At 68.3% G+C, this 16,233-nt stretch carries 17 protein-coding genes; 13 read left to right on the forward strand and 4 right to left on the reverse strand.

Annotated features, from left to right (window positions below; all coding sequences use genetic code 11):
* Positions 1-63 precede the first annotated feature (63 nt).
* Entirely contained in the window at positions 64-219 is a 156-nt protein-coding gene (locus tag ACIA12_RS22070) for a DUF6131 family protein (protein ID WP_396368907.1), read from the forward strand.
* Between the two features lie 77 nt (positions 220-296).
* Positions 297-638: a YciI family protein gene (locus tag ACIA12_RS22075; protein ID WP_396368908.1), complete on the forward strand. Its 342-nt coding sequence runs from the start codon at positions 297-299 to the stop codon at positions 636-638.
* A 20-nt stretch (positions 639-658) separates the two neighbouring features.
* Here ACIA12_RS22075 and ACIA12_RS22080 read toward each other — a convergent pair whose 3' ends face one another.
* Complete coding sequence (locus ACIA12_RS22080) at positions 659-2,059, reverse strand: MFS transporter (RefSeq protein ID WP_396368909.1); 1,401 nt, start codon at positions 2,057-2,059, stop codon at positions 659-661.
* A gap of 185 nt (positions 2,060-2,244) precedes the next feature.
* On the opposite strand from ACIA12_RS22080, the gene ACIA12_RS22085 reads away from it, so the two are divergent.
* From ACIA12_RS22085 to ACIA12_RS22095, 3 genes are read left to right on the forward strand one after another with little or no spacing between them, the layout of a single operon-like run.
* A complete protein-coding gene (locus ACIA12_RS22085; protein ID WP_396369385.1) occupies positions 2,245-2,598 on the forward strand; it encodes a YciI family protein in 354 nt (117 codons plus the stop codon).
* The gene (locus tag ACIA12_RS22090; protein WP_396368910.1) at positions 2,595-3,830 is read left to right on the forward strand and encodes an RNA polymerase sigma factor; all 1,236 of its coding nucleotides are present in this window, start codon (positions 2,595-2,597) and stop codon (positions 3,828-3,830) included. Before ACIA12_RS22085 ends, ACIA12_RS22090 begins: the two co-directional genes overlap by 4 nt.
* 42 nt (positions 3,831-3,872) lie before the next feature.
* On the forward strand, positions 3,873-4,568 hold the full coding sequence (locus ACIA12_RS22095) for a hypothetical protein (RefSeq protein ID WP_396368911.1): 696 nt from the start codon (positions 3,873-3,875) through the stop codon (positions 4,566-4,568).
* On the opposite strand, the gene ACIA12_RS22100 is transcribed toward ACIA12_RS22095, so the two are convergent.
* A complete protein-coding gene (locus ACIA12_RS22100; protein ID WP_396368912.1) occupies positions 4,565-5,113 on the reverse strand; it encodes a DUF4240 domain-containing protein in 549 nt (182 codons plus the stop codon). The genes ACIA12_RS22095 and ACIA12_RS22100 overlap by 4 nt on opposite strands.
* 128 nt (positions 5,114-5,241) lie before the next feature.
* Between ACIA12_RS22100 and ACIA12_RS22105 the strand changes: the two genes are divergently transcribed.
* Positions 5,242-5,850 carry a transglutaminase family protein gene (locus ACIA12_RS22105; protein ID WP_396368913.1) on the forward strand — a complete coding sequence of 203 codons (609 nt, stop codon included), beginning with the start codon at positions 5,242-5,244 and terminating at the stop codon, positions 5,848-5,850.
* A gap of 95 nt (positions 5,851-5,945) precedes the next feature.
* Here the strand turns inward: ACIA12_RS22105 and ACIA12_RS22110 are convergent, their stop codons facing one another.
* Both ACIA12_RS22110 and ACIA12_RS22115 read right to left on the reverse strand, forming a co-directional pair.
* A complete protein-coding gene (locus ACIA12_RS22110; protein ID WP_396368914.1) occupies positions 5,946-6,464 on the reverse strand; it encodes an AAA family ATPase in 519 nt (172 codons plus the stop codon).
* Positions 6,457-7,650, reverse strand: coding sequence for a LacI family DNA-binding transcriptional regulator (locus tag ACIA12_RS22115; RefSeq protein ID WP_396368915.1), 1,194 nt, complete (start codon positions 7,648-7,650; stop codon positions 6,457-6,459). Before ACIA12_RS22115 ends, ACIA12_RS22110 begins: the two co-directional genes overlap by 8 nt.
* 203 nt (positions 7,651-7,853) lie before the next feature.
* Here ACIA12_RS22115 and ACIA12_RS22120 point away from each other — a divergent pair, with 203 nt between their 5' ends.
* The 7 genes from ACIA12_RS22120 (at position 7,854) to ACIA12_RS22150 (ending at position 16,223) form a co-directional block, all read left to right on the forward strand.
* Positions 7,854-9,359, forward strand: coding sequence for a sugar ABC transporter ATP-binding protein (locus ACIA12_RS22120; RefSeq protein ID WP_396368916.1), 1,506 nt, complete (start codon positions 7,854-7,856; stop codon positions 9,357-9,359).
* A gap of 98 nt (positions 9,360-9,457) precedes the next feature.
* Positions 9,458-10,474, forward strand: coding sequence for an ABC transporter permease (locus ACIA12_RS22125; protein WP_396368917.1), 1,017 nt, complete (start codon positions 9,458-9,460; stop codon positions 10,472-10,474).
* Positions 10,464-11,549 (forward strand): ABC transporter permease, encoded by a 1,086-nt coding sequence (locus tag ACIA12_RS22130; RefSeq protein WP_396368918.1) that lies wholly within the window; start codon positions 10,464-10,466, stop codon positions 11,547-11,549. The genes ACIA12_RS22125 and ACIA12_RS22130 overlap by 11 nt, the downstream gene beginning before the upstream one ends.
* A 26-nt stretch (positions 11,550-11,575) precedes the next feature.
* Positions 11,576-12,667 (forward strand): rhamnose ABC transporter substrate-binding protein, encoded by a 1,092-nt coding sequence (rhaS, locus tag ACIA12_RS22135; RefSeq protein ID WP_396368919.1) that lies wholly within the window; start codon positions 11,576-11,578, stop codon positions 12,665-12,667.
* A gap of 10 nt (positions 12,668-12,677) precedes the next feature.
* Positions 12,678-13,028 (forward strand): L-rhamnose mutarotase, encoded by a 351-nt coding sequence (locus ACIA12_RS22140; RefSeq protein ID WP_396368920.1) that lies wholly within the window; start codon positions 12,678-12,680, stop codon positions 13,026-13,028.
* 1 nt (position 13,029) lies between these two features.
* Positions 13,030-14,187: an L-rhamnose isomerase gene (gene rhaI / locus ACIA12_RS22145; protein ID WP_396368921.1), complete on the forward strand. Its 1,158-nt coding sequence runs from the start codon at positions 13,030-13,032 to the stop codon at positions 14,185-14,187.
* Positions 14,184-16,223: a bifunctional aldolase/short-chain dehydrogenase gene (locus ACIA12_RS22150; RefSeq protein WP_396368922.1), complete on the forward strand. Its 2,040-nt coding sequence runs from the start codon at positions 14,184-14,186 to the stop codon at positions 16,221-16,223. The genes rhaI and ACIA12_RS22150 overlap by 4 nt, the downstream gene beginning before the upstream one ends.
* Positions 16,224-16,233: the final 10 nt, after the last annotated feature.

Raw genomic sequence — 16,233 nt, forward strand, 5'->3', positions numbered from 1 at the left:
GGGCACCAGATACGAGCGCCGCCAACCCCCGCCCTGGCGGCCAGAGGAGACAAGGGAGGCTTCATGCTCATCCTCGGACTGATCCTGTTGATTCTGGGATTCGTGTTGAGTATTCCGGTCCTGTGGACGATCGGCATCGTGCTGCTCGTCATCGGAGCCGTGCTGTTCCTGCTCGGCTCCACCGGTCGCGCTGTCGGGGGACGCCGCCACTGGTACTGATCCTGAGGTAGCCGACGTCCCCGCGGACCTTCTGGTCCGCGGGGACCTGTCGGTGCGGGTGGTTACGATCCGGCGGTATGAAGTACCTCGTACTGATCTACGGCGACGACACGTTGACCGGCTCCCCGGCCGATCTCGACGCGGTGCGTGCGCTGACGAAGTTCAAGGACGAGCTGGCCGTGAGCGGTGAGCTGGTCAGCTCCGAGGGGCTGGCCTTTCCGAGCGAAGGCCGGGTGGTCCAGGTCCGTGATGGCGCCAGGGTGGTCACCGACGGTCCGTACGGTGAAGCCAAGGAGCAGCTCGCGGGCTTCTTCCTGGTCGAGGTCGCCGACGACGACCGCGCTCAACAGGTAGCCGGCCGTGTCTCCGCGATCGTCGGCGACCGCGTCGAGCTCCGTCCAACGGTGCTCAGCACCTAGTGCCCCTCGTCTGAAGTTCACTAGGCGCCGACTGCTACTGGTTCGCGTGCGGCCGCGCGCCTGACCAGCAGGCCGGTACCGACCAAGCCGACTGCGATGAAGGCCCAACACGCGGCGAAGGCGACCCGGTATCCCGACACCAGCTCAGCCGGCGTGCTGCCGTGCGTGTTCCCGACCGCGACCGCGGACAGGACCGCGATTCCGATCGCCCCACCGATCTGGAACGTCGCGTTCTGCAGCCCCGAGGCGACACCCGAGTCCTTTGCGGCGACGTCACCCAACGCCGCGATCGCCCCGGCCACGGAGCCCGCACCGAGTCCGGCGCCGAAGATGGTCAGCCCCCAGAACGCGATCTCGAAGTACCCGGAGGAGACCGACAGCAGGCTCATCACGGTGCTGCCGATGCCCGCCAGGACAAGGGATACGGCAGCGATCGGACGCGGGCCGATCCGGGTGACCAGGTTCTGCCCGACGATAGATCCGCAGACCGCCGCGGCCGCCAGGACGGAGGACATCAACCCGTAGCGGATCGCGGAGGTACCGAGGGCGAGCTGCGCGTACTGCGTGTAGACGAAGTTCAGTCCGAAAGCGGCCAGCCCCCAAGTCATCCCGATCAGGTTGCCGCCGACGACCGCGCGCGACCGGAAGATCCGGAGCGGGACGAGCGGCGCCGCCGATCGCTTCTCCACCTGCACGAACAGCGCGAAGAGACCGGCCGACACGACAGCCAGCAACGTCGTCCGCCCGGCCGAGGAGGTGGGCGCTTCGATCACGGCGTACACGAGGACGATCAACGCAGCGGTCACCGTGACGGCACCGGCGACGTCGAAGCCACGGCGGCCGGGGCCACGGCTGTCCTTGAGTAGTACCGGAGCCAGGGCGACCACCAGCAGGCATACGGGGACGTTGATGAAGAAGATCCACTGCCAGCCGAGGCCGTCCGTCACGGGTCCGCCGATGAGCGAACCTGCGGTCCCGCCGACGCCACTGGTGGCTCCCCAGATCCCCAGCGCCTTGTTCCGCTCAGCGCCGTCCGGGAACGTCGTCATCACGATCGAGAGCGCGCTAGGAGCCAGTACCGCAGCAGCGATTCCCTGCAGACCGCGTGCGAACACCAGTGCGTCGCCTGACCAGGCAAAGCCGCACAGGAGCGAGGAGGCCGCGAACAAGAGCAGTCCGGCCATCAGTACCCGCCGTCGGCCCAGTAGGTCTGCCACTCGTCCCCCAAGGAGCAGTAGGCCGCCGAACATCAGTGCGTAGCCACTGGGCACCCACTGCACACCACCGGTGGAGAACGTCAGCTCCCGCTCGATCGACGGCACCGCGACGAGCACGATCGACGCGTCCAGGATGATCATGAACCCGGCCAGACAGAGCAGGGCGAGGGCGAGCCAGCGCTTCGGATCGGGATTGTTCTCCATGATGCAGGGCCTCCAGTACTCCGGACACCCGGGCTGGGCGCCTCTTGCCCGGTACGTCGGACCCCTCGCCGGCGGCTCGACATTTCGCGTCGCCATGTCGAGATCAGGCGGTGCGGCTACGACGTACCGGGTGAGATGAGGTCACCGGGACCTCCGCGACCGTCAGGATGGTGCCTGTGAAGTACATGCTGCTGATCTACAGCAACGAGGAGAGCTGGGCCGGGCTGACGGCCGAGCAGCGCGAGGGCCTGGCCCGGTCGCACGACGAGTTGATGCACGAGCTGACCGAACAGGGCATGCTGGTCAGTGCCGCCGGACTGGCCGATCCGATCACCACCCGGACCGTCTCCGTCCGCGGCGACACCCTGACCACGACCGACGGACCGTACGCCGAAGCCAAGGAGCACCTGGCGGGCTTCTATCTGGTGGAGTGCGACGACATCGACCAGGCGATCGACTACGCCGCCCGGATGCCGGACGCGAAGTACCTCGCCGTGGAGGTGCGACCTGTGATGGACAGCTCCGGGCTGGAGATGTGAGCGACTTCGAACTCCTGCTGCGGGAGGAGACGCCGCAGGTGCTCAGTGCGCTCGTCCGGCACTACGGGCACTTCGACCTGGCCGAGGAGGCTGTGCAGGAGGCCCTGCTCGCCGCTGCCCAGCAGTGGCCTTCGGAAGGTGTTCCTGACAACCCGCGGGGTTGGTTGATCAGGGTCGGCTCGCGGCGGTTGACCGACCTGCTGCGGAGCGAGTCGGCCCGGCGCCGGCGGGAGGAGAACGCGGCCAACCTTGCCGCGCCTGAGGAGTTCGTTGCCTCGGCACCGGATGTCGACGACCTCGCCGGGCGGGACGACACGTTGACGCTGCTGTTCCTGTGCTGCCATCCGGCGGTGTCGGCCGCGTCGCAGATCGCCTTGACCCTCAGGGCTGTCGGCGGTTTGACCACGGCGCAGATCGCCGCCGCGTTTTTGGTGCCTGAGGCAACTATGGCGCAGCGGATCTCGCGGGCGAAACGGAGTATCAAGCAGGCGGGCAGCACTTTCGAGATGCCGCCCGAGGCCGAGCGGGATGCCCGGATGGGTGCTGTGCTGCATGTTCTGTACCTGATCTTCAACGAGGGCTACACCGCGTCGTCCGGGACGTCGTTGCACAGTGCGGAGCTGACGACCGAGGCGATCCGGCTGGTCCGCGGGGTCCGCCGGTTGCTGCCGGACGACGGTGAAGTGCAAGGGCTGTTGGCGTTGATGCTGCTCACCGACGCGCGACGGCCGGCGCGGACCGATGCTGATGGCGCGCTCGTTCCGCTGGCCGAGCAGGATCGGTCGAAGTGGAACAAGTCGATGATCGTCGAAGGAGAGGCGCTGGTCACCGACGCGTTGTCGCGGACTCAGCTCGGGCCGTACCAGGTGCAGGCGGCGATTGCCGCTGTACACGGGACTGCCGAGCGGTCGGAGGACACCGACTGGCCGCAGATCGTCGCGCTGTATCAGGTACTGGAGCAGATCTCGGACAATCCGATGGTGACGCTGAACCACGCGGTGGCGGTGGCGATGGCGACCGGGCCGAAGGAGGGGCTGGCCGTGCTGGAGCCGCTCGATTCGGACAACCGGATCACTGAGCACCATCGGCTGGAGGCGGTTCGCGCGCACCTGCTGGAGATGTCGGGTGACCTCGACGGAGCCCGGGCGAGCTACCTGCAGGCGGCCCGGCGGACAACCTCGATCCCCGAACGCAACTACCTGCAATCCAAGGCAGACCACCTCACTCCTTGACGCCGAGTCGCGCCGACGCCGGTGGTGTGTCAGCGTTGGAGTGTGGATCTCACCAAGGCATCGCTCCTGCGCGAGATGCTGACCGGGACGGAGCTCGGCAGCCGTACGACCGAGTTCGCCCACTCGCTGCGCAGGTTCACCACCCGGACTGGCGGCCTGATGCTGTTCGGCCCGGCCGACGACGAGCCCTGGCACCTCACCGCCCACCTGGACGACGAGTTGCACCGCGCCGGCATCGAGGACATCCGCCCGTCGCTGGTCCGCTGGGCCCCGCCGCCGGACGCGCCCCCGCACCTCTCGATCGGCCTCGACCGCCTCCGCGAGTCCGGCCGTGGCGAGTCGCTCCTCGTCGTCACCGAGCAGACGCCGGCCGACACCCTGCTGGAGCGCATCGACGACGTACGCCGGCGCGGTACGACGATCTTCAGCATCGACAACGGCAACAAGGACCTGGCATCCCTGTCGCACGAGTCGCTCGTCCCCGAACTCCTGGTCCCGAGCAGCTTCGGCGCGGGCTGGATCAGCCACCCGGTCGGCCAGGACCACGACGAACCGGACCACGGCCGTCACGCCATCCCCGACGAAACCCTGACCGCCCTCCGCGAGGCGGTCGCCGGCTTCGAGATGACCCAGCACCTGGTCAGCCTCGCCGTAGCCGACGAAGACACCGCCCAAACCGCCGGCTGGCGCCGCTCCCTCCGCACCTTCATCGAACGCCTGAGCGGCGAACCCGCCTAGCTGTCCTGGAGGCCGGCGAGGAGGGGGTAGCGGGCTTCCATCTCGGAGTCGTCGTCGAAGTCGAAGTTCTCGCCCGCGGGGAGGTCCGGACTGTCGATCCCGGCCGCCTCGACGATCTCCCAGTACTCCGCGCTGGAGCCGCCCGCCGCCTCGTAGGCGTGCTGAGCCACGCTCAACATCCCCTCACCGTTGAACCCTTCGAATCCCTCACCGAGATCCTCGTCGACCACATCGGCCAGCGAGTCGGGATCGGCCAGCGCGGCCTCCCAGATCTCCCGGCCCTGCGCGACCAGCCAGCCGCGGAAGTAGTCGAACCCGTCGTCGGAGGCGCCGCCGTTGATCAGGTACGCCGCACCCCACAGATCCTGCCGGTACGACTCCGCCTGCAACCGCTCCCACTCGACGCCGAACCCGGCGATCTCCTCCAGCGCCAACTCACCCAGCGCCTTGGTCAACGCGTCAGCGACCCCATCGGGATCCGCGACGGTGTCATCCACCTCAACCCGAGCCGCCTCGACAAGCTCCCAGAACCCATCCCTGTCCACCCCGAAATCGTGTCACGAAACCCGGTCCACAAGCACGCGTTCGTCCGAAGTTTTGGGCCTGCTCCGGCGACGACCATCAGCTGAGACAATTGATGTCGAATGTCGGACACCCGTGCAAAACTAGAGACATGAGCGAGTACCTGGCTGAGGACGATGTGATCGATTATTCGCATCCCGCGGTCAGTGGTCTGGCCGCTCGGATCCGGGCCGAAAACCCCGGTACTACGGACTTCGTCCGGGCCGCTTTCGGCTTCGTCCGCGATGAGGTGAAGCACTCGATGGACGTCGCTGATCCGGTGGTGACGGTGACGGCGTCCGAAGTACTCGAGCAAGGTTCCGGCCTCTGCTTCGCCAAGTCGCACCTGCTGACCGCGTTGCTGCGGGCCGAGGGTGTGCCCGCCGGACTCTGCTATCAAAAGCTTTCCAACGGCCGTGGCGGCCACTTCCTGCACGGCATGGTCGCGGTCTACCTCGACGGCGAGTGGCACCGCCAGGACCCGCGCGGCGACAAGCCCGGTGTCACCACCGCGTTCTCCCTGACCGACGAGCGCCTCGCCTATCACCCCCGCGAGGAACTGGGCGAGGCCGACCTCGACCCCATCCTGGCCAGCCCGGATCCAGGTCTGGTCGCAGCACTCCGGAACGCCGGCAACACCATCGATCTGGTCCTCAAGGACGGCCTCCCCGCCGATCTCACAACCCGCGAGGACCTCCCGCGTACCGCGCCACGCGGGTAGGGTTTGTTTTCTTCGGCCCCGGGCCGGCTGAACTTACCGGCGTCCGCAGGGGTACGGCGGTCAGACAACCGGCCCGGGACCGAGGCGAACAACCCTCACGACCAGCGCGCGAGCACCTCTTGGGCGACGTCGTCCGTACTACGGCCGCCCGTCGCCACCGAGAAATCACTGGGGTCGTCAACGGCCAGTTGCGCCGACAACTCGGCGGCACGCGCCGCCAGCCTGGCCAGGTCGTCACCCTCCTCGCGCCCACGCCGCTCGATCCGCAGAGCCAGCTCCCCGTCGGACGCCTCCAGCCGGCAGATCAGCACCGGCCCACCCGTTGCCTCCTCCAGCAGCCGCCGCTCCTCCGCGCTCTCGACGACTCCCGCCACGATGAGCCGCCGACTCCCGGCCTGCTGGTAGTTCGCCCAGACAGCAGCCAGGTTGGTCGCCTTCAGCTGCGCGTTGTACGGATCGTCGGCCGGAGCCGGCCAGCTCGCTCCCAGCAAGTCGAGGTCGGCGAACGCAGGGGCCTGTCCGAGATCGATGCACCGGTCCCAGACCCGCCACCCCACGGTCGTCTTGCCGACGCCCGGCGCCCCGGACAGTACGAGGGCAGCCGTACTACGCATTGCCCCGCGTCGACGTCCTGACCACGAGCTCCGGCGTGAAGGTCACCCGCTGGTGCTCATGATCGGGGTTGGAGGACTCGTCCAGCAGCAACTCCGCCGCCGTACGGCCGAGCAGCTGGCGTGGCTGTCGCACCGAAGTCAGCGGTACCGCGGCAGCCGCCGCGAACTCGATGTCGTCATATCCCACGATGGCGAGATCCTCCGGTACTCGAAGCCCGAGGCTCACACATTGCTGCAGCAACCCCAAGGCCAGCAAGTCGTTTGCGCAGAACGCCGCCGTCGGACGCCGATCCGCGGGCAGTCCGGCAAGTCGTTGCCCAGCGCCCCTGCCTTCGGCAACCGTCAGAGCCCCGGTGAGCACGTCGACCAGGTTCTCGGGTGGCAACCCGGCCTTCCGCAACGCCTCTTGAGCACCCTCGCGCCGGTCGGTGACCTGGCCGATCGTGTTCGGCCCGCCGACGAAGGCGACCCGCCGATGCCCGAGCTCGATCAGGTGGCTGAGCGCGACCTCGCCGCCCAGCACGTCGTCGACCGCCACCGAGCAGTGCTCGCCGTCGTCGATCGCGCGGTCGACCACGACGACCGGCGTACCGCGGTTGGGCAGCGTGCTGAGGCGGGACGAGTCGGGGTCGATCGGCGTGATCAGGACGCCCTGAACGCGTTGCTGTTCGAGTAGATCGAGGTAGTCCGCCTCGCGTCCCGCGTCCTCGTTGCTGTTGCAGAGGAAGACCGACAGGCCGGCCTTCTGGGCCGCCTCCTCGACGCCGCGCGCGACGTCGGTGAAGAACGGGTTGCCCGCGTCGAGCATCAGGTAAGCGATGATCCGGCTCGAGCCTGCCCGCAGCTGCCGGGCCGACTCGTTACGGACGAAGCCGAGCGACTCCATCGCGGACTCGACCTTCGCCCGGGTCGTCGGGCTGACCATCTCGGGCCGGTTCAGGACGTTCGAGACGGTACCGAGCGAGACTCCCGCCGCGGCCGCGACATCCTTGACTCCGGCCGCCGACCGGGTCGCGCCACCCGGCCGCGATCGCCGGGCCTGACGCCGCGCGCCGGCCTTCGCCAGCCGCTCCTGGTCCCTGGCCGCGTTCGGAGTACGCGGCGGGTTCGGAGTACGGGACGGGGTCGGGGTACGGGCCGGGTCGGGCGTACGGCGTGCGCGGTCGGCAGCGCCACTCGGTGCCACGCGGCCTCCCCGGGGTTGAAACGTGATAGCTGACGAAGCGTACCTGCTTTCCTGTGGAAAACCTCAGTGTTTCCGCGCGGTTCTCCACAGACTGCTTTCGAGGCCTTGACGGCCGGAGTGGCCCGCCATTACCTTCGTGCAATCTTCTTGAAACCTTTCAGCAACGACCTTTCAACGACCACCCGAACCCGCCGGAGGTGAGCATGCCGACCGAAGCCCCAGTACTGCGGGTGCGTGAGGTGTCGAAGTCGTTCGGCGCCGTCGCCGCCGTCCAGGGCGTCTCCTTCGACCTGTACGGAGGCGAGGCGCACGCGTTGGTCGGTGAGAACGGCGCGGGCAAGTCCACCATCGTGAAAATGCTGGCCGGCGTGCATCGTCCGGACGCCGGCACCCTCGAGCTCGACGGCGCGCCGATCGAGCTGACCAGCCCGGCCGACGCCAAGGCGGCCGGAATCGCGGTGATCTACCAGGAGCCGACACTGTTCCCCGACCTGTCCGTCGCGGAGAACATCGCGATGGGCCGGCAGCCACTGGGTCGTTTCAAAACGATCGACCGCGCGGCGATGATCGAGCAGGCCGAGCAGCTCTTCAGCAGGCTCGGTGTGGCGATCGAGCCGAGCCGTCCGGCGCGCGGGTTGTCGATCGCGGACCAGCAACTGGTCGAGATCGCGAAGGCGTTGTCAGCCGATGCGCGGGTCGTGGTGATGGACGAGCCGACCGCGGCGCTCACCGGTGTCGAGGTCGAGCGGTTGTTCGCCGTCGCCCGCTCGCTGCGTGACGACGGCGCCGCGCTGGTCTTCATCTCACACCGGTTCGAGGAGATCACCGCCCTGTGCGAGCGGGTGACGATCATGCGCGACGGTAAGCACGTCTCGACCGACCTGGTCAGCGACGTCAGCGTCGACGAGATGGTCCGCCGGATGGTCGGCCGCGATCTGGGCGCGCTGTTCCCCAAGCAGGACGTGACGCCGGGCGCGGTGGTGCTGAGCGTGACCGGATTGACCCGCGATCCGGTCTTCGCCGACGTCTCCTTCGAGGTCCGGGCCGGCGAGATCGTCGCGCTGGCCGGGCTGGTCGGCTCCGGCCGGTCCGAGGTGGTCCAGTCGATCTTCGGCGTCGACCCGCGTGACGCCGGCACGGTCAAGGTCGGCGGCAAGACCTTGAAGGCGGCCTCGCCCCGGGCCGCGATGGCTGCTGGGGTCGCGCTGGTGCCGGAGGACCGTCGCCAGCAAGGCCTGGTAATGGAGCTGTCGATCGAGCGCAACGTGACGCTGCCCAGGTCGCGCGCGCTCTCGCAGCTGGGCTTCCTCACCGGCAGCACCGAGCGCCGCTCGGCCAAGGAGTGGACCCAGCGCCTGAAGACGAAGTACGGCCGGTTGTCCGACGAGGTCGGCACCTTGTCGGGTGGCAACCAGCAGAAGGTCGTGCTGGCCAAGTGGCTGGCGACGGCGCCGAAGCTGCTCATCGTCGACGAGCCGACCCGCGGCATCGACGTCGGTACGAAGGCGGAGGTGCACCGGTTGATGTCCAGCCTCGCCGCGGAAGGAGTCGCCGTCCTGATGGTGTCGTCGGAGCTGCCCGAGGTGCTCGGGATGGCCGATCGGGTGCTCGTGATGCGCGAGGGCCGGCTGGTCGCCGAGCTCGACCGCGAGCGGGCCACCGAGGAGTCGGTCATGTTCGCCGCGATGGGACAGGAGGCCTCGGTATGACCCCCACACCAACCCGCGCCGACTCGGCTGGTGTCAGCCCGGCTGGTGCTGGCTCCGCTGGTGCTGGGCCGGGCCGGGGCGGCTCAGCCTCTTCGGCCGTGAGGCCGTCCACGCCGGGCGCCCGCCGATCTCCTCTCGATCTGGTCCTGCGTGCCCGCGAGCTCGGCATCGTGCTCGCTCTCGTGCTGCTCGTCGCCGTGACGGCGGCCTCCAACTCGCGCTTCCTGTCCGGCCAGAGCATCCGCGACATCCTGCTCGGCACCGCGATCCTGGCCGTTCTGGCGGTCGGCCAGGCCGTGGTGGTGATCACCCGCAACATCGACCTCTCGGTGGGGTCCGTGCTCGGCCTGAGCGCGTTCACCGTCGGCACGCTGCTGCGCGACCACCCCGGCCTGCCCGTTGTGCTGGCCCTGCTCATCGGTGCCGCCGTCGGCGGAGTCTGCGGCGCAGTCAACGGAGTGCTCGTTCGCTACGGCAACGTCCCCGCCCTGGTCGTCACCCTCGGCACCTTGTACGTCGTCCGCGGCATCACCTACTTCTGGGCCGGCGGCCAGCAGATCAACGCGGACGAACTGCCGTCGGGTTTCCTCGACTTCGGCAACGCGACCCTGCTGGGAGTTCCGTACCTCGTCCTGATCGCGCTGCTGGTCCTCGTCGTCACCGGTGTGGTCCTCCGGAACTACCGCGTCGGCCGCGAGCTGTACGCGATGGGCTCGAGCCCGCAGGCCGCGAGGCTGGCCGGCATCTCGGTCGGCCGGCGCACGATCGGCGCCTTCGGAGTCAGTGGGGCACTCGCCGGTCTCGCCGGGGTCCTGTTCGCGGCCCGGTTCGGAACCATCGACGCGGCGGCCGGCACGGGATACGAGCTGAACGTCGTCGCCGCGGTCGTGGTCGGCGGGGTCGCCGTGTTCGGCGGCAGCGGTTCGGTCTGGGGCGCCGCGCTCGGCGCGCTGCTGCTGACGACGATCGGCAGTTCGCTCGCGGTGCTGGAGATCAACCAGTTCTGGCAGCAGGCGATCGTCGGCGGCCTGATCCTGCTCGCCATCGGCGCCGACCGCCTGGTCGCCGCCCGAATGGCAGCGTCTCTGAAGAAGCGAGGCTCCCATGTCAGCTGACAGCAGCATCGCCCCCGGCACCTCGACCCCCGCCTCGTCGTCAGCCCCCGGCTCTTCCCCCGGTCCGGCCGCGGGCGGTGGCTCGGCCGCCGGCATCGCCGGCCGCTTCGCCAACTGGAACGTCGCGATCATCGCGGTCACCATCGTCGTGCTGATCGTGGCCGCGGCGACCGTGGACAACTTCGGCACCTCGCAGAACTTCGGCTTCCTCGTCCTCGACCTGCTGCCGATCGCGCTCGTCGCGTTGCCGATGACGCTGGTGATCGTGACCGGCGAGATCGACCTGTCGGTGGCGAGCACGCTCGGCCTGTGCAGCGCGGTGATGGGCTCCCTGTGGAACTCCAATCAGCCGATCGAGACGATCATCCCGCTCTGCCTAGTTCTCGGCGCTGTCCTGGGAGCAGTCAACGGCTTCTTCGTCACTGTGCTCGGCCTACCGTCCCTCGCCGTCACCATCGGCACCCTCGCCCTCTACCGCGGCCTGGCGTTCGTAGTACTGGGCGACAGCGCCGTCGCCGACTTCCCGGTCCAATACACCGACTGGGTGACCGGCAACATCGCCGGTACGTCGATCCCGAACGTGCTGCTCATCATCGTCGTACTGGCCGTCGTCTTCGGCATCCTGCTGCACGCGACGCCCATCGGCCGGGCTGTCTTCGCGGTCGGCGCGAGCGAGCAGGCGGCCCGCTTCGCCGGCGTCCGCCCCGGCCGCCTCAAGTTCTGGCTGTACGTCGTCAGCGGTCTGGTGTCCGGCCTGGCCGGCCTGCTCTGGACGCTGCGCTACTCCAGCGCCCGAGCCGACAACGGCGCCGGGCTCGAGCTCGCGGTCGTCGCGGCCGTCCTGCTCGGCGGTGTCTCCATCTTCGGTGGCAAGGGCGCGCTGCCCGGCGTGATCGCCGGTGTCGTCCTGCTTGCCTCGCTCCAGAACGCCCTTCGGCTGTCCGACGTCTCGAACGAGGCGCTCAACGTGGTCACCGGCGTCCTGCTGATCGTCTCCGTGCTCGCCCCCAACCTCGCCAACGCCGTTCGCGGCTCGGTCCAGCGCCGCCGGCACCGGACCACCAATCCCCTGTAGGGCCACTTGTCCAGAAAGGACAGCTCATGTCTTTCCGCATCTCACGCCGCCTGGCGGTGCCCTTGTCGACGGTGGCCGTCGCCTCGCTCGCACTGACCGCCTGCGGTGGTGGCACCACCAAGACGAGTACCGCCAACGAGGCCACCGGCGCGCCGAGCAGCACCAACTCGGCCGCGGCCGACCCGAACGCGCCGCTCAAGGAAGGCCTGAAGATCGCCTACCTGCCCAAGCAGCTCAACAACCCGTACACCGACGTCGAGGTCGGCGGCGGCAAGGTCGCGGTCGGCGAGCTCAAGGGCGAGTACAAGCTGGTCGGCCCGAACGACGCCAGCGCGTCCTCGCAGGTCAGCTACATCAACACGCTGATCCAGCAGTCGCAGGACGTGATCGTGGTCGCGGCCAACGACCCGAACGCGGTCTGCCCGTCGCTGAACCAGGCCCGCAAGGCCGGCATCAAGGTCGTCTCGTTCGACTCCGACGCCTCGAAGAACTGCCGGGACGCGTTCATCAACCAGGCCACCACCCAGGGCATCGGCGAGAGCCTGGTGAAGATGGCCAGCGAGCTGGCCGGCGGCTCTGGTGAGATCGCCGTCCTGTCCGCGACCCCGAACGCGACCAACCAGAACTCCTGGATCGAGGTGATGAAGACCGAGCTGAAGAAGCCGGAGAACGCCAAGCTCAAACTGGTCAAGGTTGCCTATGGCAACGACGACGACCAGAAGTCGTTCACTGAGGCGCAGGGCCTGCTGCAGTCGTTCCCGAACCTCAAGGTGATCGTGTCGCCGACCACGGTCGGCATCGCCGCCGCTTCGCGGTACGTCAGCGCCTCCAACTACAAGGGCAAGGTCGCGATCACCGGCCTCGGCCTGCCGAACCAGATGCGCAAGTTCGTCAAGGACGGCACGGTCAAGAAGTTCGCCCTGTGGAACCCGGCCGACATCGGCTACCTCGCCGCGTACGCCGGTGCCGCGCTCAAGTCCGGCCAGATCACCGGCGCCGAGGGCGAGAAGTTCAAGGCGGGCAAGCTCGGCGACTACACCGTCGGCGCGGACGGTGAGATCGTGCTCGGCCCGCCGACCGAGTTCACCGCGGCCAACATCGACAAGTTCGACTTCTGAGCCCAGACCGATGAATCGCTACTGCTTCTGCCTCCAGGTCCGGCCGGACCGGCTGGACGAGTACGTCGAACGCCACCGCCACGTGTGGCCCGACATGCAAGCCGCACTGCGTGACTCCGGCTGGCACAACTACTCGCTCTTCCTCCGCGACGACGGCCTGCTGGTCGGCTATGTCGAGGCCGACGACCTGGAGGCGGCGCAGCAGGCGATGGCGGCGACCGAGGTGAACACCCGCTGGCAGGCCGAGATGGCTGAGTTCTTTACTAGCCAAGAAGAGGGCACAGTCGAGGGGCGGCCGCCGGACGAGTCGTTCGTGCTGCTGCCCGAGATCTTCCATCTGACTCCGAGTACCGAGGACTGATATGACCACCGTGACCGATGCACTGAGCCGTCAGGAGATCGAGCTGCCCTCGTGGGCGTTCGGCAACTCGGGGACCAGGTTCAAGGTGTTCAGCCAGCCCGGCGTACCGCGGTCGCCGGAGGAGAAGATCGCCGATGCGGCCGTCGTGCACAAGTACACCGGGGTCGCGCCGAGCGTCGCACTGCACATTCCGTGGGACAAGGTCGACGACTACGCGGCGCTCGGGGCGTACGCCAAGGAGCAGGGCGTCCGGCTCGGCGCGATCAACAGCAACGTCTTCCAGGACGACGACTACAAGCTGGGCAGCGTCACCAACCCGGATCCGCGGATCCGCCGGAAGGCGACCGACCACCTGCTCGAGTGCATCGACATCATGGACGCCACCGGCTCGCGGGACCTGAAGCTGTGGTTCTCCGACGGTACGAACTATCCCGGTCAGGACGATCTGTGGGATCGGCAGGACCGGCTGGCCGAGGCGCTCAGGGAGGTCTATGACCGGCTCGGCGACGACCAGCGGATGCTCCTGGAGTACAAGCTGTTCGAGCCGGCCTTCTACGCGACCGACGTGCCCGACTGGGGGACGTCGTACGCGCACTGCCTCGAGCTCGGACCGAAGGCCGTGGTGTGCATCGACACCGGTCACCATGCGCCGGGGACGAACATCGAGTTCATCGTGGCGTTCCTGTTGCGGGCCAAGAAGCTCGGCGCGTTCGACTTCAACAGCCGGTTCTACGCCGACGACGACCTGATGGTCGGTGCCGCCGATCCGTTCCAGCTGTTCCGGATCATGAACGAGATCGTCCGCGGCGACGCCCTCGACCCCGATCGCGGGATCGCCTTCATGCTCGACCAGTGCCACAACATCGAGGCGAAGATCCCGGCCATCATCCGCTCGGTGATGAACGTCCAGGAGGCGACCGCGAAGGCGCTGCTGGTCGACCGCGACGCGCTGCGCAAGGCCCAGCAGGACGGTGACGTACTCGCCGCGAACGCCGCGATCATGGACGCCTTCAACACCGACGTCCGCCCGCTGCTCGCCGACCTGCGGACCGCGAAGGGTCTCGACCCCGACCCGGTAGCCGCGTATCACCGCAGCGGCTACTTCGAACAGATCACCAAGGACCGCGCCGACGGCCAGCAGGCCGGATGGGGAGCATGACAGTGTCTGAAACACCCGCCGAACTTGTTGCGCGAAGCAACAGATTGGGCGCCGATCCGCGCAATACCAACTACGCGGGCGGCAACACGTCCGCGAAGGGCACGGCCATCGATCCGGTGACCCAGCAGCCCGTCGACCTCGTCTGGGTGAAAGGCTCCGGCGGCGACCTCGGCACGCTCACCGCGGCCGGTCTTGCGGTACTGCGGCAAGACCGGCTGAACGCCCTCGTCGAGGTCTATCCCGGCGTGGATCGCGAAGACGAGATGGTCGCGGCCTTCGACTACTGCTTGCACGGCAAGGGTGGAGCCGCTCCTTCCATCGACACCGCGATGCACGGACTCGTGGACGCGCCGCACGTCGACCACCTGCACCCTGACTCGGGGATCGCGCTGGCGACGGCTGCCGACGGCGAGAAGCTGACCGCGGAATGCTTCGGCGACCGCGTCGTCTGGGTGCCTTGGCGGCGGCCCGGGTTCCAGCTCGGACTCGACATCGCCCAGGTCAAGAAGGACAACCCGCAGGCGATCGGCGTGATCCTCGGCGGCCACGGCATCACCGCGTGGGGCGATACCTCGGCCGAGTGCGAGGCCAACTCACTCGACATCATCCGTACGGCGGAGCGCTTCCTGGCGGAGCGTGGCAAGACTGAGCCGTTCGGGAGCGTAGTACCGGGGTATGAGGCTCTGCCTGAGGTCGAGCGGCGGCAGCGGGCGGCGGCGTTGGCGCCGGTGATCCGCGGGCTGGCGTCGACGGACAACCCGCAGGTCGGGCACTACAACGACTCCGACGGCGTGCTGGAGTTCACCGCCCGGGAGCGGTTGGCCGAGCTTGCGGCGCTTGGCACCTCTTGCCCCGACCACTTCCTGCGGACGAAGGTCCGGCCGCTCGTTCTGGACCTGCCGGCCACGGCCTCGGTTGAGGAGGCCACGCTCCGGCTGAGGGAGCTGCATCTGCAGTACCGCGAAGACTATGCGGCGTACTACGACCGCCACGCGACGCCTGACAGCCCGCCGATGCGCGGCGCCGACCCGGCGATCGTGTTGGTGCCCGGCGTCGGGATGTTCAGCTTCGGCAAGGACAAGCAGACCGCTCGGGTGGCCGGCGAGTTCTACCTGAACGCGATCAACGTGATGCGTGGCGCGGAAGCCGTCTCGACGTACGCGCCGATCGACGAGAGCGAGAAGTTCCGGATCGAGTACTGGGCGCTGGAGGAGGCGAAGCTGCAGCGGATGCCGAAGCCGAAGCCGCTCGCCACCAGGGTCGCCTTCGTGACTGGCGGCGGTTCCGGTATCGGCAAGGCGATCGCTCAGCGACTGGCCGATGAAGGCGCCTGCGTCGTCGTCGCGGACCTCGACCTCGCCGCGGCCGAAGCAGTCGCCAAGGAGATCGGTACTACGGACCGCGCGGTGGCCGTCGGTGCGGACGTATCGGATGGTGCTGCAGTCGAGCAGGCGATGCGGGAAGCCGTGCTCGCCTTCGGTGGAGTCGACCTGATCGTCAACAATGCAGGCCTCTCGATCTCGAAGCCGCTGCTCGAGACGACCGAGAAGGACTGGGATCTGCAGCACGACGTGATGGCGAAGGGGTCGTTCCTCGTCTCCCGCGCCGCGGCGAAGGTGCTGATCGACCAGAGCATCGGCGGGGACATCGTCTACATCTCCAGCAAGAACGCCGTCTTCGCCGGTCCGAACAACGTTGCCTACGGCGCGGCCAAGGCCGACCAGGCGCATCAGGTCCGGCTGCTGGCCGCTGAGCTGGGCGAGTACGGCATCCGCGTCAACGGTGTGAACCCCGACGGGGTGGTCCGAGGCTCGGGGATCTTCGCCAAGGGGTGGGGTGCGCAACGCGCCGCGGTGTACGGCGTACCGGAGTCTGAACTGGGTGCGTTCTACGCGCAGCGCACGCTGCTCAAGCGCGAGGTGCTGCCGGAGCACGTGGCGGCGGCAGTCTTCGCCCTCGCCGCTGGGGATCTGTCCCAGACGACTGGCCTGCACGTACCCGTCGATGCCGGCGTCGCCGCCGCCTTCCTGCGCTAAGGAGTTTCGC

This window comes from Kribbella sp. NPDC051620 (assembly GCF_044453825.1).
Lineage (GTDB): Bacteria > Actinomycetota > Actinomycetes > Propionibacteriales > Kribbellaceae > Kribbella.

Excerpts from the sequence above, each read along its gene's own strand:
- ACIA12_RS22070 (WP_396368907.1), top strand. The coding sequence starts at position 64 with ATGCTCATCCTCGGACTGATCCTGTTGATTCTGGGATTCGTGTTGAGT.
- ACIA12_RS22075 (WP_396368908.1), top strand. The coding sequence starts at position 297 with ATGAAGTACCTCGTACTGATCTACGGCGACGACACGTTGACCGGCTCC.
- ACIA12_RS22080 (WP_396368909.1), bottom strand. The coding sequence starts at position 2,059 with ATGGAGAACAATCCCGATCCGAAGCGCTGGCTCGCCCTCGCCCTGCTC.
- ACIA12_RS22085 (WP_396369385.1), top strand. The coding sequence starts at position 2,245 with ATGCTGCTGATCTACAGCAACGAGGAGAGCTGGGCCGGGCTGACGGCC.
- ACIA12_RS22105 (WP_396368913.1), top strand. The coding sequence starts at position 5,242 with ATGAGCGAGTACCTGGCTGAGGACGATGTGATCGATTATTCGCATCCC.
- ACIA12_RS22110 (WP_396368914.1), bottom strand. The coding sequence starts at position 6,464 with ATGCGTAGTACGGCTGCCCTCGTACTGTCCGGGGCGCCGGGCGTCGGC.
- ACIA12_RS22120 (WP_396368916.1), top strand. The coding sequence starts at position 7,854 with ATGCCGACCGAAGCCCCAGTACTGCGGGTGCGTGAGGTGTCGAAGTCG.
- ACIA12_RS22130 (WP_396368918.1), top strand. The coding sequence starts at position 10,464 with ATGTCAGCTGACAGCAGCATCGCCCCCGGCACCTCGACCCCCGCCTCG.
- rhaS (WP_396368919.1), top strand. The coding sequence starts at position 11,576 with ATGTCTTTCCGCATCTCACGCCGCCTGGCGGTGCCCTTGTCGACGGTG.
- ACIA12_RS22140 (WP_396368920.1), top strand. The coding sequence starts at position 12,678 with ATGAATCGCTACTGCTTCTGCCTCCAGGTCCGGCCGGACCGGCTGGAC.
- rhaI (WP_396368921.1), top strand. The coding sequence starts at position 13,030 with ATGACCACCGTGACCGATGCACTGAGCCGTCAGGAGATCGAGCTGCCC.
- ACIA12_RS22150 (WP_396368922.1), top strand. The coding sequence starts at position 14,184 with ATGACAGTGTCTGAAACACCCGCCGAACTTGTTGCGCGAAGCAACAGA.